14 protein-coding genes are annotated in these 15,575 nt (G+C 72.6%); 3 read left to right on the top strand and 11 right to left on the bottom strand.

What is annotated here, in order from left to right:
• Positions 1-146 precede the first annotated feature (146 nt).
• A complete protein-coding gene (locus ACJA3G_RS12695; RefSeq protein ID WP_406553047.1) occupies positions 147-539 on the bottom strand; it encodes a nuclear transport factor 2 family protein in 393 nt (130 codons plus the stop codon).
• A gap of 90 nt (positions 540-629) precedes the next feature.
• Between ACJA3G_RS12695 and ACJA3G_RS12700 the strand changes: the two genes are divergently transcribed.
• Positions 630-1,085 (top strand): MarR family winged helix-turn-helix transcriptional regulator, encoded by a 456-nt coding sequence (locus tag ACJA3G_RS12700; RefSeq protein WP_406553048.1) that lies wholly within the window; start codon positions 630-632, stop codon positions 1,083-1,085.
• A gap of 89 nt (positions 1,086-1,174) precedes the next feature.
• Here the strand turns inward: ACJA3G_RS12700 and ACJA3G_RS12705 are convergent, their stop codons facing one another.
• The 4 genes from ACJA3G_RS12705 to ACJA3G_RS12720 form a co-directional block, all read right to left on the bottom strand.
• Positions 1,175-2,893, bottom strand: a complete 1,719-nt coding sequence (locus tag ACJA3G_RS12705; RefSeq protein WP_406553049.1) for an acyl-CoA dehydrogenase family protein — start codon at positions 2,891-2,893, stop codon at positions 1,175-1,177.
• A gap of 37 nt (positions 2,894-2,930) precedes the next feature.
• The gene (locus tag ACJA3G_RS12710; protein ID WP_406553050.1) at positions 2,931-3,506 is read right to left on the bottom strand and encodes a PadR family transcriptional regulator; all 576 of its coding nucleotides are present in this window, start codon (positions 3,504-3,506) and stop codon (positions 2,931-2,933) included.
• Positions 3,507-3,630: 124 nt separating this feature from the next.
• Positions 3,631-4,578 (bottom strand): alpha/beta hydrolase, encoded by a 948-nt coding sequence (locus ACJA3G_RS12715; protein ID WP_406553051.1) that lies wholly within the window; start codon positions 4,576-4,578, stop codon positions 3,631-3,633.
• 140 nt (positions 4,579-4,718) lie between these two features.
• Entirely contained in the window at positions 4,719-5,342 is a 624-nt protein-coding gene (locus tag ACJA3G_RS12720; RefSeq protein ID WP_406553052.1) for a TetR/AcrR family transcriptional regulator, read from the bottom strand.
• 168 nt (positions 5,343-5,510) lie between these two features.
• Here ACJA3G_RS12720 and ACJA3G_RS12725 point away from each other — a divergent pair, with 168 nt between their 5' ends.
• Positions 5,511-5,696 (top strand): hypothetical protein, encoded by a 186-nt coding sequence (locus tag ACJA3G_RS12725; protein WP_406553053.1) that lies wholly within the window; start codon positions 5,511-5,513, stop codon positions 5,694-5,696.
• A 55-nt stretch (positions 5,697-5,751) separates the two neighbouring features.
• Here the strand turns inward: ACJA3G_RS12725 and ACJA3G_RS12730 are convergent, their stop codons facing one another.
• The 6 genes from ACJA3G_RS12730 to ACJA3G_RS12755 form a co-directional block, all read right to left on the bottom strand.
• Entirely contained in the window at positions 5,752-8,709 is a 2,958-nt protein-coding gene (locus tag ACJA3G_RS12730; RefSeq protein WP_406553054.1) for a BTAD domain-containing putative transcriptional regulator, read from the bottom strand.
• 97 nt (positions 8,710-8,806) lie between these two features.
• The gene (locus ACJA3G_RS12735; protein WP_406553055.1) at positions 8,807-9,202 is read right to left on the bottom strand and encodes an NUDIX domain-containing protein; all 396 of its coding nucleotides are present in this window, start codon (positions 9,200-9,202) and stop codon (positions 8,807-8,809) included.
• On the bottom strand, positions 9,199-10,422 hold the full coding sequence (locus ACJA3G_RS12740; RefSeq protein ID WP_406553056.1) for a hypothetical protein: 1,224 nt from the start codon (positions 10,420-10,422) through the stop codon (positions 9,199-9,201). Before ACJA3G_RS12740 ends, ACJA3G_RS12735 begins: the two co-directional genes overlap by 4 nt.
• Positions 10,419-11,183, bottom strand: coding sequence for a dTMP kinase (locus ACJA3G_RS12745; protein ID WP_406553057.1), 765 nt, complete (start codon positions 11,181-11,183; stop codon positions 10,419-10,421). The genes ACJA3G_RS12740 and ACJA3G_RS12745 overlap by 4 nt, the downstream gene beginning before the upstream one ends.
• Positions 11,180-13,159 carry a hypothetical protein gene (locus tag ACJA3G_RS12750; RefSeq protein ID WP_406553058.1) on the bottom strand — a complete coding sequence of 660 codons (1,980 nt, stop codon included), beginning with the start codon at positions 13,157-13,159 and terminating at the stop codon, positions 11,180-11,182. The genes ACJA3G_RS12745 and ACJA3G_RS12750 overlap by 4 nt, the downstream gene beginning before the upstream one ends.
• Entirely contained in the window at positions 13,156-13,986 is an 831-nt protein-coding gene (locus ACJA3G_RS12755; protein WP_406553059.1) for a glucose 1-dehydrogenase, read from the bottom strand. The genes ACJA3G_RS12750 and ACJA3G_RS12755 overlap by 4 nt, the downstream gene beginning before the upstream one ends.
• Before the next feature lie 361 nt (positions 13,987-14,347).
• Here ACJA3G_RS12755 and ACJA3G_RS12760 point away from each other — a divergent pair, with 361 nt between their 5' ends.
• Positions 14,348-15,553, top strand: coding sequence for a M16 family metallopeptidase (locus ACJA3G_RS12760; protein WP_406553060.1), 1,206 nt, complete (start codon positions 14,348-14,350; stop codon positions 15,551-15,553).
• Positions 15,554-15,575 lie beyond the last annotated feature (22 nt).

A 15,575-nucleotide genomic window follows, 5' to 3' on the forward strand; every position in this document is an offset into this window, starting at 1 on the left:
GGCCTCGGGGGAAGATCCATGGGTCTGGGGCAGGTCGGGCATGAAAAATCCTTTCGATTGTTTCGCCATGATGACCTGCCGTCCCGATGGCGTCGAGATCACCGGTCCACCCCTCGGCCGCCTCGCGTGGCCGGTGACCGCGGGTCTCAGCGCGCGCTGCCGAGGTTGCGGTCGCCGGCACCTCCCGAGAGCATCAGGGTGGTCTCCTCGATGCGGCGGAAGCGGCCGTCGGGGGCGAAGTCGGCGAACACGTACACCTCCATGCTCACCGTGGAGCCGTCCGTCTTGGTGATGTCGACGGTGTGCCGGTCGGCGTACTTGGCGCCGTCGTACAGCTCGTCGTGCACGGTGACCCGCCCATCGGCGACGACGGTGCGCAGATGCGTGATGTGCTCGACGAATCCGGCGCGGTCGGCCCACTCGCCGTCCGTGCGCTGGCGGTAGTCCGGGGCGAAGTAGCGGTCGGTCGCCTCCTCCACGGTGATGCCGCGGTTGAACAGCAGATCGTTGAGGGCGGTGGCGATACCGATGCGGTTCATGGTGGATCCTCTCAGGTTTTGCGTGCGCCGCGCACGCTTATGAGTACACCGTAACAGGAACGCGTGCGTTGCGCACGCTATTCTTCGGGTGTGAACAACGACGTGGGACACGAGATCGCGGACGCGCTGGGGATTCTGCTGCGGCGCACCACACGCGAACAGTTGCACCGGCAGCTCACCGAGGGCCTGGGCGAAGGGCTGGACGAGGTCACCTACCCGGTGCTCAGCGCCCTGGCCCGGACGGGGCCGCGCAGCGCGGCGGACCTGGCCCCCGAGGTCGGGATCGACCGCTCGGGCGTCACCCGCCGCGCCTCCCGTCTGGAGGCCGCCGGGCTCGTACGCCGCGAACCGGACCCCGACGACGGGCGGGCCCAGTTGCTGGTCCTCACCGCGCGGGGCCGGGACGCGGTGACGGAGCTGCGCGGAAGGCTGGCCGCGCACATCGCGCGGAGCCTGTCCTCGTGGCCGCCCGGCGAGGCCGAGGCGTTCGCCCGCCAGTTGCGCCGCTTCACGACCGACGGCCCGTTCACGGGGCATACGGGGTAGGAAACGCGCTCGGCCCACCGGCGGGCGATACGCCGGTGGGCCGAGACACAGACCGCTGGTTCAGTGCGCCCGCCGGGCGCACCCAGGGGTCACTGCGCCATCTCGTACGCCCCCGACAGCGCCTCCACGCGGTCCCAGACGCGCGCCGAACGGGTCTCGTCCACGACCGGGCGGCGGACCGCGCCGAGCGCCCAGGACTGCTGCGCCCCGGTCGCCGAGTCCTTGCCGTGCAGCTCCACGGCGTGCGCGGAGAAGTCACGTACGAGAACCGCGAACAGCTCGTCCAGCACGTCCTGGTCCAGGTCCGTCAGACGGGCCTGCTCCAGGATCAGCTGACCGTGGACGACCAGCGCGAACAGCTGGCCGACCGCGAGGAGGAGGTCGAGGTCGCGGCTCTGCTCCTCGTCGGGGGCGGCCGTGGTGACGAACTCGCAGAGCGCGTCGGCCTGCTCGCGGAAGCGGGCGACGTTGGGCAGCTCGGCGTAGGCGTCGTAGGCGGTACGCCAGTCGTGGAAACGTACGGAACCGAGGCCCCGGGCCGGGCCCTGCCGGAAGAGGAAGTCGTCGTCGGCCGCGTCCAGCCGGCTGGGCACGGCCGGGTACTCGACCGGCTCCAGCAGGTGGTTGCGCATGAACTTCAGGATCAGCGCCAGGTTGACGTGGACCGTGCCCTCCAGCTTGGGCAGTCCGCGGATCTCGATGGCCGCCTGGGCGAAGTAGTTGTCCTTCTCGAAGCCCTTGGCGGCGATGACGTCCCACATCAGGTCGATGACCTTCTCGCCCTCCGTGGTCACCTTCATCTTCGTCATCGGGTTGAAGAGGAGGTAGCGGCGGTCGTCCGGCCCTGCGGTGCGGAAGTAGTCGACGGCGCGGTCGCTGAACAGCTTCATCCCGACGAGCCGGACGTACGCGTCCGTCAGCTCGCGGCGCACGTGCGGGAACGCGGTGACGGGGCGGCCGTAGAGGATGCGGTTCTGCGCGTGGGTGACGGCCTCGTACATCGCGTGCTCGCAGATGCCGATCGAGGCGGTGCAGAGGTTGAACTTGCCGACGTTGACGGTGTTGAGCGCGGCGTCGAACGCGGCCCGGCCGGTGTGCAGGACGTCCTGCGGGGTGACCGGGTAGTCCGCGAGGCGGAACTCGCTCACGTACTTGGAGGAATCGACGACGTTCTTCACCAGGTGGTACGCCGGATGGCGGCTGTCGGCGGCGAAGAAGACGTAACCGTCCGGGCCCTCGACGTCGGTGCGCCGGCCGAAGACGGAGACGAGACCCGCGGCGTTGCCGTTGCCGATGTAGTACTTGGAGCCGGTGGCGCGGAAGCCGCCGTCGCCGTCGGGCTCCAGGAGCATGTCGGTGGAGTAGATGTCGGCGCCGTGCGTCTTCTCGGACAGGCCGAAGGCGAACACCTCGCCCTGGGCCAGGAGTTCGGCGGCGCGGGCGCGCGCTTCGGCGTTGTCGCTCTGCCAGACGGGGCCGAGGCCCAGGATGGTGACCTGCCAGGCGTACCAGTAGTCGAGACCGTAGAAGCCGAAGATCTCGTTGAGGGCCGCGATCCGGGCCGTGTCCCAGCGCTGGTCCTCGTTCGAGGCCTCGGAGGCCGGGGTGAGGAAGGTGGCGAACAGGCCCTCCTTGGCGGAGAACGCCAGGAAGTCGGCGAGCCACGCGCGGGAGCGGTAGTCCTCGATCAGCTGCCGCTTGCCGCGCGCCTCGAACCAGTCGACGGTGGCGCGCAGCAGCCGGCGGGTCTCGGGGTCGAAGTGCGCCGGGTCGTAGGTGCGCGGGTTGAACAGCAGGGCGTCGGCCATGGAGGTCCGCCTTTCGGGAGGGGTCGCGGTCGGGGGTTCAGTGGTCGTCGGTGGCCGGGGAGCCGGTGGAGAGCCGACGGACGGTGGCGAGGACGTCGTCGAGCCAGGCGATCGTCATCCGCTCGTACGCGATACCGCCCCGCAGCACGGCGTGCTGGAGCTCCTGACCGGTGTCGAGCGGCGCGGGCGCGGCGGGGCCGGTGAAGTCGCGCAGCTCCCCCGCGAGGTAGTGGGCGAGCCGCTCGCTGTGCGCCTGGCGGTGGCGTTCGACCTCCTGGATCACCGCGGCCGGGTCGTCGAAGGTGGCGCCGCGGATCTTCACGGCGAGGTCGTGCCGCAGACTCTCGGGCTCGGTCGGCTCGTGCAGCCACTGGGAGAGCGCGGCGCGGCCGGGGGCGGCGACGGAGTACTCCTTCTTGTCCGGCCGGCCCTCCTGGGCCACCTCACGGACGGCGAGCAGGCCGTCGCTCTCCATGCGCTTGAGCACGCGGTAGATCTGCTGGTGGGTCGCGGTCCAGAAGTAGCCGATGGACCGCTCGAACCGCCGGGCCAGCTCATAGCCTGAGCCCGGCTTCTCCAGCAGGGAGACGAGGATCGCGTGTTCGAGCGCCATACCGCGATCCTTCTATGCAACTCGTTGCATAGCCAAGTCGCACCGCCCGAGTGAGACCCGGATCACCCGGGGTGGCGGCCCACGGCATGGCGCTGGGGGGGGTCGGTGAGAAGTGGCTAAACCCTCAGACCGACGCGTCCTCGGTGCCGGGGGTGGCGCGGTGCGCCGGGTCGGTGGGCAGGTGGTGGCGCAGGAAGGCGAGCTCGGCATCGACGGCGCGTTCATGGCCGCCGAGGAAGGGTTCGTAGTGGCCGCCCGGCATCCGGACGAGCTCCCCGGCCGGCGCGCGTCCGGCCGCGTCGGCGCCCGGCCGGGCGAAGGCCGACTGGTCCTGGTCGCAGACGAGGACCAGCAGCGGGCACGTGATCCGGGCGGCGTGGCGGCCGGGCCGGTAGGTCATCAGGCGCAGAACGGTGCGGGCCGCGATCTCTTGCCGCCACTCGGGGTAGGCGTTGCCCGGGTTCAGCGCCCGGTCGCCGTCGAGGCCGTCCGGTGTGGTGAGGAGCGCGACGGTGCCGGGCTCGTCCGCGAGCGGGACCAGCAGGGGCGTACGGCCGGCCAGCTGGCCCAGGGCGTCGAGCAGGGCCCGGCCGATCGTGCGCAGTGCGGCGAGCGGCTTCTGATGGCGGGCCGCGCCGCGCGCCGACTTCGGCCCGTCGACCAGCGGTGTCTGCGCGATCGCCGCCGCCAGCCGGGGATTGCGCGCCGCGACCGGCAGGACATGGCCGCCGGAAAGGGAGAAGCCCCAGATCACCAGCCTGTCCGGAGCGACTTCCGGCAGGTTCGCGGCGCAGGCGATGGCGGCCTGCCAGTCGGCCAGTTGCTCCTTCATCCGCACCACCTGGCGCGGGTGGCCGCCGCTCTCCCCCAGGTGCCGGTAGTCGAAGGCCAGGACCGAGAACCCGGCGTCGTGGAACCGCCGGGCGAAGGGGTCGGTGCCGGGTTCCTTGGTCACCCCACCACCGGCGGCCATGATCACGCACGCCCGGTTGGTCCCGGGATAGTGCCAGGCGGCGCACTCCACGCCACCACTGACGAAACGGACCTTCTCGCGCTCCAGGGACACGCTCATGCCGACCTCCGAGTGGCGGGGGCTCACCCCACGCAGGAAGTGAACCACGTGGTTCACATACTGTCCACGTGGATCAACGCGTCGCGCACGGGAGGGATTTGACCGCCCCGCCGCAGGCGTCCACTGCCCGTCCGCGTGGCTCAGCCGGCCTCCTCCCGCTCCAGGGCGCGGGCCAGCGCCTCGAAGCCCGCCGCGATCCCCGAGGTGTCGTCGCTGGTCCGCGCGGCCACCAGGAATCCCCGCAGCGCCGCCAGGACCATCTCGGCGACCTCGCGCCCGCGCTCCGCGGACCAGTGCTCGGGACAGACCGCCAGCAGTACGGGCAGATACTGCTCCGACGCCCCCCGGGCCAGTGCCCCGTAGCGGTCCGGGTCGTACATCGCCAGCCCGATCGCCTGCTCCAGCACGCGCGCCTGCGGACCGACGAGGTCGGGCCACACCGCGCGGACCCACTGCGACGGCGTACGGCGGCCGGGCCCCTCGGTGGCGACCGCCCACGCCCGTTCGACGCGCTGCTCGCGCAGTTGGAGGACCGCCTGCGCCAGCAGGTCGTCGGCGCCGTCGAAGTAGTACAGCAGCACCTTGTGCGTCGTGCCCGCCGCGCGGGCGGCACGCCGGAGGGAGAAGTCGACGAGGCCGTTGGCGGCGAGGTCCTCGCTGACGCGGTCGAGCAGGTCACGGCGTCTGGCCTCACCGCGCGGCGACCCGGTCGACCGGCGGTAGCCCGCTTGGTTCGGTGTGCCGTCCTCGGCGGATACGTCCATGCGGACAGCTTCCACGATCACGCCGGGCCGCGCCGCGACCGCCCGTATATGAAGTCCGTATACGAAGCCCCGTATATGAATCATAGATGCGCCGTTGCGAGACTCTGCGCGGAACAACTCGCAGGCCAGGTCGCAGCCGTAGGCCTCTTCGACAGACAGGGAACTCCCGTGCAGCACAACCCGAAGTCCGCCTCCCGCCGTCTGACCGTCCTGGTCCCCGCCGTTCTCGCCGCGCTCCTCGCCGTCACGGCGCCGGCCCTGTCGGCGACGCACTCGGCGGACACGGGACGGACCTCGCTGGCCGGCGACCCGGGCCACAAGAACGACCACGAGGAGTTCAACACCAAGGCGTGAGCGCGGGGCCGGCAGGGGGAAATATCCCGGCCGCGCGACGCGGCCGGGCCCCGGCTCACACCGGTACGGCTCCGAGGGCGTCCACCAGCAGCCGCGCCTGCGCCGCCTCAGGCAGCCCGGCCCGGGTGAAGACCTCCAGCGCCTCCCGCGAATGGGCCAGCGCCTGTTCGTGCCGGCCGGCGTCGGCGCAGACCTGGGCGTGGATCAGCAGCGCGTAGCCCCGGTCGCGGTCCCGGTCGGGCACGGTCCGGAAGTAGGCCACCGCACCGGCCGCCGCCTCCCGCGCCGACTCCACGCGCCCCAGCACGCGCAGGGTCTCGGCGTAGCGGTACAGGGCCTGCGCCCGCCGGCCCGCGATCCCCTCGGCCTCGCAGAGCTCCAGGCACTGCGCGTAGTCGATAAGCGCCTGCGGCAGCCGGCCCAGTTCGTGCAGCGCCTGACCGCGTACGCACAGCGCGTGGGCGATCCCGTGGTGGTCCGCCATCGCGCGCAGGGCGCTCAGGGCCTCGTCGCAAGCGGGCAGCGCCTCCTCGGCCCTGCCCCCGCGGATGCGGGCCAGCGCGGCGTTGAGGGTGGTGGTCAGCCCGCCCGAGCGGTTGCCCAGCTCATGGGCGAGGGCGAGGGCCTGGTCGAAGTGGTCGGCGGCGTCGTCGTAGCGCTGCTCGAACTGGGCGATGACGCCGAGGTCGTTGTACGCCTGCTGGAGGATGGCACGGTCCCCGGCCCGTCGGCAGGCCTCGGCGGCGAGCTGGGACTCGGCCCGGGCCTGGGACAGCTGGGTCGCCTGGAGTGCGGCGTTGCCGCAGATGAAGTGGGCGCGTCCGGCCGCGTGGTGGTTGCCGTGCAGCGCCGAGAGATCGGCCAGCGAGCGTGCGGTGAGGGCCATCCGGCCGTACGGGATGTCCTGGCCGAAGGAGCTGAGGGCCACCAGCAGGTCCGCCGCCACCGTCAGCAGCTCGGGGTCCGCGCCCTCGCCCCGCGCGACCAGGAGCTGGACGGCGTGCAGGGCGCAGTCGAACTCCGCCACCACCCAGGCGCGCGCCTGCCCCAGGGTCGCGAGCCGCTGCTCCCCCGGCTCCCCGCTCACCACGTGGATCGTGCCGTGCACCGGGTCGCCGGGCACCATCCGCTGGAACGCCTCGGCCGCCATCCGCAGCAGATGGCTCAGCAGCCTGCGCTCCACCAGGGCGTCCGTCCCGGCCGCCCGCTCGGGCTCCGGCCGGGGCAGATGCAGCGCGAAGTCCCGGCCCAGGTCGTGGTAGCGGTAGCGGCCCGCCTCCGGCGACTCCAGCAGCGCGGCGTCCACCAGCGCTTCCAGCAGGGTTTCGGTCTCCGGCTCCCCCAGTCCCAGTGCCGCCGCCGCGGCGGACAGACCGATACTCGGCCAGGCGACCGGGGCCAGCGAGCGGAACACCCTCGCCTGCGGCCCCGTCAGCTGGCGGTAGCCGAGCTCGAAGACGGCGGAGACGGCCAGGTCGTCGGCCCGCAGTTCGCTCAGCCGGCGCCGTTCGTCGGCCAGCCGGGCCAGCAGGTACGCCACCGTCCAGCCCGGCCGGGCGGCCAGCCTCGCGGCCACGATGCGCACCGCCAGCGGCAGATGGGCGCAGGCGCCGACCAGGGCGACCGCCGCGGGCTCCTCCTGGTCGATCCGGTGGGCGCCGACGATGTGCCGCAGCAGGGACAGGGCCTCCTGCGGGCTGAACTCGGTGAGCTGCACATGGGTGCCGGAGGGCACCCCGGAGAGGTGGGCGCGGCTGGTCACCACGACCGCGCAGTGCACCGCGCCCGGCAGCAGCGGCTTGACCTGCGCGGTGTCGCGGGCGTCGTCGAGCAGCAGCAGGACCCTGCGTCCGTCGAGGACCGTACGGAAGAGGCGGGCGCGGTCCTCCACCGAGCCCGGTACCTCGGGGCGGGGCACACCGAGCGCGGACAGGAAGCTGGCGAGGACCACGCCGGGGTCGGCCGCGTCCGCGCCCGTGCCGCGCAGGTCCGCGTAGAGCTGGCCGTCGGGGAACTCCTCCTTCACGCGGTGGGCCACCCGCAGGGCCAGTGCGCTCTTGCCGATGCCGCCCATTCCGCTGACCGTGGCGACGGCCAGGGCGGTGCGGTCCCGGTCGGTGAGGGCCTCGCCCAGCGCGACGAGCGTGTCGGCCCGGCCGCTGAAGTCGGCGATGTCGGCCGGGAGTTGCGCCGGACGCGGCACGGGCGCCGCGGCCACGGCGTCCACGGGCTCTTCCCGGGCGGGCGGCGCCACGACGGGCGCCGGGGCGGGAGCGGCCAGTTCGGCGTCTCCGGCCAGCATGCGCTGGTGCAGTGCGCGCAGTTCGGGGCCGGGGTCCAGGCCCAGCTCGGCCGCGAGCACCTCGCGCGCCGAACCGAACACCGCCAGCGCGTCGCCCTGGCGCCCGGCGGCGTACAGCGCGCGCATCAGGAAGCCGTAGGGCCGCTCCCGCAGCGGCTGTTCGCCGATGAACGCGGTGAGCTCCGGGATGACCTGGGTGTGCCGCCCCAGCGAGAGGTCGAGGGCGAAACGTTCCTCCAGCAGTTGCCGGCGCAGCTCCGACAGCCGCGAGCGCTGCTGCTCGGCGAACGGCCCCGGCACGCCCGCCAGCGGTTCGCCGCGCCACAGCGCCACCGCCTCGGTGAGCCGGGCGGCAGCCTCGTCGAGACGTCCGGCCTCGCCCGCGCGTGCCGCGTCGGCCGCCAGCCGCTCGGCTCGGAAGGCGTCGACCGAGGCGGGCGGCACGGCGAGGCGGTAGCCGTCGTTGACGGAGGCCAGCGTCTGCGGATCGCAGCCGCCGCTCTCCAGGATCTTGCGCAGCCGCCAGACGTACGTACGCAGGATCATCACGGCGGAGCCGGGTGCCGTCTCGCCCCACACGGCACTCATCAGCTCGTGCAGGGGAACGACGTGACCGGATCGGAGGGCCAGGGCCGCGAGGGTGGCCTGCTGCTGGGGCGGGCCGCCGGGCACGACGGCCCCGTCGATGTGTATGCCCACGGATCCGAGCACGAAGAATTCCACAGTTCCCCCGGGCGTGCACGCGCACAACTCTCACCGGCCGCTGGTCTCCAGGGGTCTGGCGCGAACCGGTAAACGGAGGGACATCCTACGTTGCCGGGAGTTCGACCAGGTGAGGCACTATGGCGGCCGGTTTCACCCCGGCGGACGCCACCTCGGTCAGGGGCACCCACACGAGCCGGTACCGGTTGCCGGCGCGGTCCCGCTCGCTCTCCGGGCCGCCCAGGCGAGGGGTGCCGGTGGCCGGGCCCATCACGAAGTAGTGCTCGGTGCGGCCCGCGTTGTCGAGGGTGAGCAGATGCGAGGCCACGTCCGCCGACAGGCCGGTCTCCTCGGCCAGTTCGCGCACACAGGCCTGTTCGGGTGTCTCGCCCTCCTCGACTCCCCCGCCCGGCAGGGTGTGGTACTCCGCCCCGTCCTTGCGGCGGTGGATCAGCAGTACGGCGTCGCCCTGTCGGACGATGGCCACGGCCCGGGACTTCATCGGGTTCTCCCATGATCGATCAGTGTGCGCAGGACGGTACCGAGGTCGTCGCGCCCGTTCCAGAGGTGCAGGGCCAGGGCGGTGCACACGGCCCGGTCGGCGGGGTCGAGGGTGTCGAGGTCGAGGACGCCGACCGCCCGCATCACCAGATAGGGGGCGAGCCGGCGGTCGAGGACGTCGGGGCCGCAGGTCTCGGCGAACACGTCCAGCAGCCGGTGGAGCAGGTCCGCGCGGGCGGGCGAGAGCCGGTGGGCGACGTCCACGCGGAGGGTCGCGGTGCGCGGGTCCAGGTGTGCGGAGCACAGCGGGGCGGCGTCCGCGAAGGGTTCCTCCCGCCACCGGTAGGCGGCCGGATGGTACTTCGGGAACAGGTATCCGCCGCCGAGGAAGAGCGACCAGAAGGCGGTCGCGAGCTCGCCCCGCACATCGTTGTGCCCGGCGTTGCTCAGATCGACGAAAACCGCGCCCCGGCCCACATTGGTCTCGCTGAAATCTCCCTGGGACAGCACGCAGTCGCGCGCGCCGAGGCCGTCGAAGTACGCCGCGGTGCCCTCCAGGCACTGCCGCATCGTCACCGGCTGCGGCACCCCGTTGACCACCACCGTCTGGTCCAGCCACGGCCGCCGGCGCTCGACGTACCAGGGAATCAGCCGTTCTCCGACGCGGCGGGCGAAGAAGGCGTCGATAGGCGAGGACGAACGCACGGTCCGCCGGGCGCAGTTCGCGCGGATACGGTCGAGCAGCGGCCCGACCTCGTGCTCGGGCAGCAGCGTCCCGGCCCGTTCCGCCCGGCACAGCAGGTCGAAGAGGGTGCCGCGGCCGAGCCCCATGGAGGGCAGGTACTCGTACACCAGGACCGTCCCCGCGTCCGTGCGCAGCAGGGACAGCAGGGTGGGCACCCGGTTGCCGGCGGCGCCGAACTCCAGATAGCCGGCCAGTTCGGCGACGGCGTTCTGGGCGCGTACGTACTTGAAGAAGTGCGGCCGGCCGCCGCGCTGGGCGAAGCCGCAGGTCGAGTTCTTCAGCTCGCTCACCCCGGTGATCAGGTAGCCCCAGGACGTCAGCGCGTGCCGCCAGGCGGGGGCGCGGGAGCCCGGCGGGCCCGGCGGCGGGGGGAGCACCTCGACCCCGCTGAGCGCCTCGACGCCCGCCCAGTCCCGCGCCCCGGCCCGCTCGGTGAGCAGCTGCCGCAGGGAGAGCGCGGTCGCGGGCGCGGTCACGGGGACCCGGCCAGGCCCGCGCGCACCCAGGCCGCGGCCCGGGCCGCCGTCGTCTCCCGCTCGGCTCCCGGCAGACCGAGCGCGTCGGCGTCCTTCAGCAGGTCCCCGACGATGTCCTGGACGCGCTGCTGGTAGACGAGGAAGCTGTCGCGGTAGGCCTCCTTGGGCCCGGCGAAGCGCAGTGCGTCGTCGCCGTGCAGGTCCACCCCGCACTCCCAGTACGAGAAGGTCGGCGCCAGGGCCGCCTTGCGGTCGAAGCACTCGGCGACCGGGGTGCGCAGATGCAGGGTGCGGTGCGGCAGCGTGGCCGGGGCCAGCAGGGCGCTCAGCCACTGCCGGTCGCAGCCGCGGGCCTCCGAGCGGCCGATGACGGAGTAGAGGTAGCGGTCCATGATGACCACGCCGCCCGAGGCGAGGTGGGGCAGCACCTCGCGGTTGACGAGGTCGGTGAGCGAGGCCGCGTACAGGAGCGCCATGGTGTACGGGTCCCAGTTGTCGTACTTGCCGCGCGCCTTGGCGTGCCAGATGAGCGGGTTCCTGATGAACGCGCAGACCCGTACGGACCAGCCGTCCTCGGTCAGCGCCGCCTTCAGCAGTTCGATCTGCGTGGTCTTGCCCGCCCCGTCGGGTCCTTCCAGCGCGATGAGCCGTCCCGGCGCCACCGCCTCGGCGGCTGCCGGGCCGATGTTGCGCACCGGCGCCAGGCGGGGGTAGGGCCGGACCACCTCGGCGGGCCCGGGAACGTCGTCGTCGATCTTCACAGTGGTACTCCTACGGTCGTACGGTGTGTCCGGGGAGGGCGGACCGGGGCGACGGGCGCGGGGTCGGCGGCCAGATACCGTTCGAACCACTCCAGGACGGACGCGGCGACCGCCGCGATCTCCTCGCGCCCCATCTCCCGGTACTCCGCCCGGCCCGGGATCCTGGCCCGGTCCGGGGCGGGGAACATCCGGTCGAAGAGGGCCGAGATGGCGCTCGGGTCGGTCTCCTCGACGCCGGCGAGCCGGAGCAGCATCTTGGCGGCGTTCAGCACCGTCTTGTACAGGGCGTAGGGGCTCGTCTCGACGCCCAGCAGCGGGCGCCGGAGTTCGTGCAGGGTCCTCGCCAGGTACTGGACGGTCTGCTGATGGCGCTGGGGGGCGCCGAAGTCCGGCAGTTCAAGGTCGTCGCTGACGTACTGGCAGCCGATCCGGCCCTGCTTGAGCGAGTGCAGGGTGCTGAAGGTCCGTGAATCACAGCGCTGGAGCAGCAGCTCGTGGCGGGTCAGGACGGTGACGCCGAGTTTCACCTCCAGCTCGCCGCGCAGCCGCGCCAGTGCGCCGGCGAGGTCGGCGGTGGTGCCGGCCTCGACGCCGACCAGGACGTCGAGGTCGCTCAGTTCGGGGTCGGCGGTGCCGAAGCCGACGCTGCCCGCCACGACGAACAGCAGCAGCCGCTCGCCCAGCGCGGCCCGGAGTCCCGTCAAGGTGGTGGCCGCGGCCCGGCGCAGCGCCATCGGGGCCGGCAGCTCCAGGGGACCGGCCATCCGCAGGGACGCCGCGGCCGGGGACGCGTCGGCGCCGGTCATCAGCCGGTCCAGCGCGAGTTCCAGACCGGGGCGGGGGCCGGTGTTGTCGATGAGGAGGTCGCACTCCCCCGCGATCTCGTCGGCTCCCCGGGAGAGCTTCACCTCGTCGTTGCGGGCCAGGGCGGCGGGGTCGACGAGCGAGCGCCGGGCCCGGACGGGCGCCGCGGCGTCCAGGTAGACCACGCTGAGCCGCTCCCCGATGAGCCGCTTCAGCTCCCGGGTCAGCCCGGGCCGGTGCAGGCTCTCGATGGTGTAGTCGAGCAGGTAGTAGTGCGCGCGGGCATACCGGTCCAGCTCGTCGACCACCAGTTCGGCCAGCAGCGCGGGCTCCTCCTCGTACGGCGTCGCGAGGCCGTGCCGGGCGGCGGCCAGGTCGACGAGGTACCCCAGCTTCAGCCGGGTGGTGCCGAACCGGCGGCGCAGATACTCGCCCGCGCTGCTCTTGCCGCTCTCCGACAGGCCCCCGAGACCGACGACGTGCCGGACGTCCTCCAGCAAGGGCCGGGTGTGGAGGCCCACTTGGGCCAGCTCGGCGCGGAGCTGGTTCTGTACGTCGACGATCGCGGCCCGGTCCGCCTCGATGACCGCGTCGTGGCGGGAGCGGCGGGTTTCGAGCGCGGTGTGCAGCAGGTGCTGGTAGCGCCGGTACCGCTCGTCCGCGACGCGCTCCCGTCCGACGCTGAGCGCGGCGCCGTCGGCGGCCGGGCCCAGGGACAGCAGCACGCTGTACGCCTCGGGGGCCCGGTCGCCCAGGACCTCGGCGCGGACGCCCGCGACCAGGGCCTCCGCGTCCCGCGCCGAGCGGCCGTCCTTGAGCATCACGGAGGCGACGCAGCCGGCCTCGACGGTGGCCAGACCGCGGTCGAGGATGACCCAGGGGTGCCGGCCGGTGAGCGCGTCCAGCCGCCGGGCGTAGCCTTCGAGGAGCAGTCCGACCAGTTCCTCGCTGCGTGACTCGGTGAACCACCAGTGGGCCAGTTCGGCGCCGGTGAGCTCCGGCCAGCGCGGCAGGTAGTGGTGGACGCCCCCGCCGACGCCCACCTCGTCGCCGGTCGCCCGGCGCAGCAGTCTGAGCTGGGTGGTCTTGCCGGAGTTGTCGGCGCCGTCGAGAGCGATGACCCGGGTCCGGACGGGGCTGTGCGGGCCCGCGGGGGGCCGGTGGCCGCTCATGAGGTCCAGTCCTGCTGGAAGTCGGTGTGCAGGCTCAGTCCACCGTCGATGAGGACCGACTGCCCGGTGATGTAGCGGGCGGCGTCCGACAGCAGGAACAGGGCGAGCCCGGCCACCTCGTCGGGCTCCCCGATCCGGCCCAGCGGGATGCGCGCCTCGGCTCGGGCCTTCTTCTCCCGGTCGGCGACCCAGTCCCGGTTCATCTCCGTGTCGATGGCGCCGGGGCCGATGGCGTTGACCCGGATGCCGTGGCGCGCGTACTCCAGGGCCAGGGTGGCGGTGAGCATCCGCAGCGCCGCCTTGCTCGCCGCGTAGCTGGCGAACCCCGGCTTGGGGACCGTCTCGTGGACGCTCGTGATGTTCAGGACCGCCCCGCGGACGCCGGTACTGACGAAGTGGTCCAGCGCCGTCCTGGCGCACAGGAACGCGCCGACCAGATTGGTGTCGAGGACCCGCGAGAAATCCGCCAGGGACTGGAGGTGAGCAGCCGAGGGGAGCTGCTCGCCCGCATTGTTGACCAGAAAGTCGAGGGAGTCCGTTCCGCTCAGCGCGAGCTGGAACATGTCCTTCACCGCGCCTTCCGAGGACACATCCGCCTCGATGAGGCGGTAGTCGGCGCCGAGACCGTCCAGGTATTCCCGGGTCTCCTTTTCCCGGCGGCGGCCGGCCGTACTGCTCCAGTCCCGGTCGTTGAGGACCACACGGGCACCGGACCGGGCCAGGCCCCAGGCTATCGATCGGCCGATCCCGGAACCCGCACCGGTTATCAGGGCGCTTTTGCCTGCCATCGGCAACTGGTCGGTCATGGCTGGCCGAACCCCTCTCATCTGCTGGTGAGCAGCCCAGCCTGGCAAGCCGCCATATACCGCTGATCTACGTCGAAACGGCCTCGCATATACGCCTCATCAACGAATTATCTATGCGCGGAGAAAATCCACGATGCCCTTCGATCCGGGCTTGACCCGGCGTTTTTGATGCCCATATGTTTCTGGGGCACCCCCGACCGAACGAGAACGAGAAGGGAGGAAACGAAAATGCGCGCTCACAAGGTCTCGCTCCGTCCGCGTCTGGACAAGACGTCGACGAAGCAGCGGTAATTTCCGCTCATAAAAGCAGGGCGGAGCACTTGCTCCGCCCTGCTTTGTCTCTCCTCGCGAAACCGTCAGAGAAACCCATGGAAAGGCCGAGATGCCGCCCTCGACCACCGTCGTCGTACCTTCCGCACTGCCGACGATCGCGCTGCTGGACGAGCGGCTGCGCACGACCAGCGTCTGCCTCGCCGTCCGCTACGGCTCCCGCGACGACCCGGCGGAGCACGGCGGCCTCGCCCATCTGCTGGAGCACACCCTGATGTCGGCCCCGCTGGACGGGCGCCCCTCGTTCTGCGAGCAGGTGGAGCGCCTCGGCGGCAACGCCAACGCCGAGACCGGCCTCGACATCATGCTCTTCTACGCCCAGGTGCACGCCGACGACGCCGACGCGGTGGCCCGGCTGCTGCACCAGGCCGTGCTGCGGCCGGAGTTGACCGACGCGGTGCTGGACACCGAGCGCGACGCGGTCCTCCAGGAGCTCGCCGCGGCGCAGGCCGACCCGGGCGACGTCGTGCAGGACGCCTTCCTGGCCCGGCTCTTCCCCGGCCATCCGCTGGGCCGGCCGGTCGGCGGCGATGTCGGGCAGATCCGCCGGCTCACCCTCGCCGACGTACAGGAGGGACACCGCACCAGGTTCCTCACCAGCGCCATGACGCTGGTGGTGGTCGGGCCCCGGCTGCCGCGGCTGGACGGGCTGGGGCGGACCGTCGCACCCACCGCCGTCCCGGCTCCCGCCCGGGCCCTGCCGCCGCTCGCCCCGGACTCCGCCGTCGACTGGCCCGACGAGTACGGCTGGGTCTGCGTCGGCGCCCGCTCCGCTGCGGCCGGCGACCCCGGCCGCCGCCGCTTCGCGGTCCTGGCCCAACTCCTCGGCGACAGCCCCTCGTCCCCGCTCTACCGCAGACTGCGCAACCAGGCCGGACTGGCCTACTCGTTCGCGTGCTGGGACCGCGGCTACCAGGAGGCCGGGGCGTGGCGGGTGCTGGTCGGTGTCGAGCCGGGCAACGGCGAGACCGTCGTGGGCATCGTGCGCGACCTGCTGACCGAGCTGGCGTCGGCCGGCCCCGACCCGGAGGACCTGGAGGCCGCCCGCCGACAGGCCCGGATGCGGCTGATCCTGGACAGCGAGTCGCCGCTGGACCACCTGCGCATGGTCGCCCAGCGCAGCCGGGCCGGTACCGCCGAGTGGTCGCTGGCCGCGGAGCTCGCGGCCCTGGACTCCGTCGACGCCGCACAGGTGCGCGCCGCCGCGGCCGAGGTCCTGGCCGGGCTGACCGTCGCCGTACGACCGGAGGCGTCATGAGCTCCCCCGCCCTCGCCACCCC

The organism is Streptomyces sp. YS-3 (assembly GCF_045257485.1).
Lineage (GTDB): Bacteria > Actinomycetota > Actinomycetes > Streptomycetales > Streptomycetaceae > Streptomyces.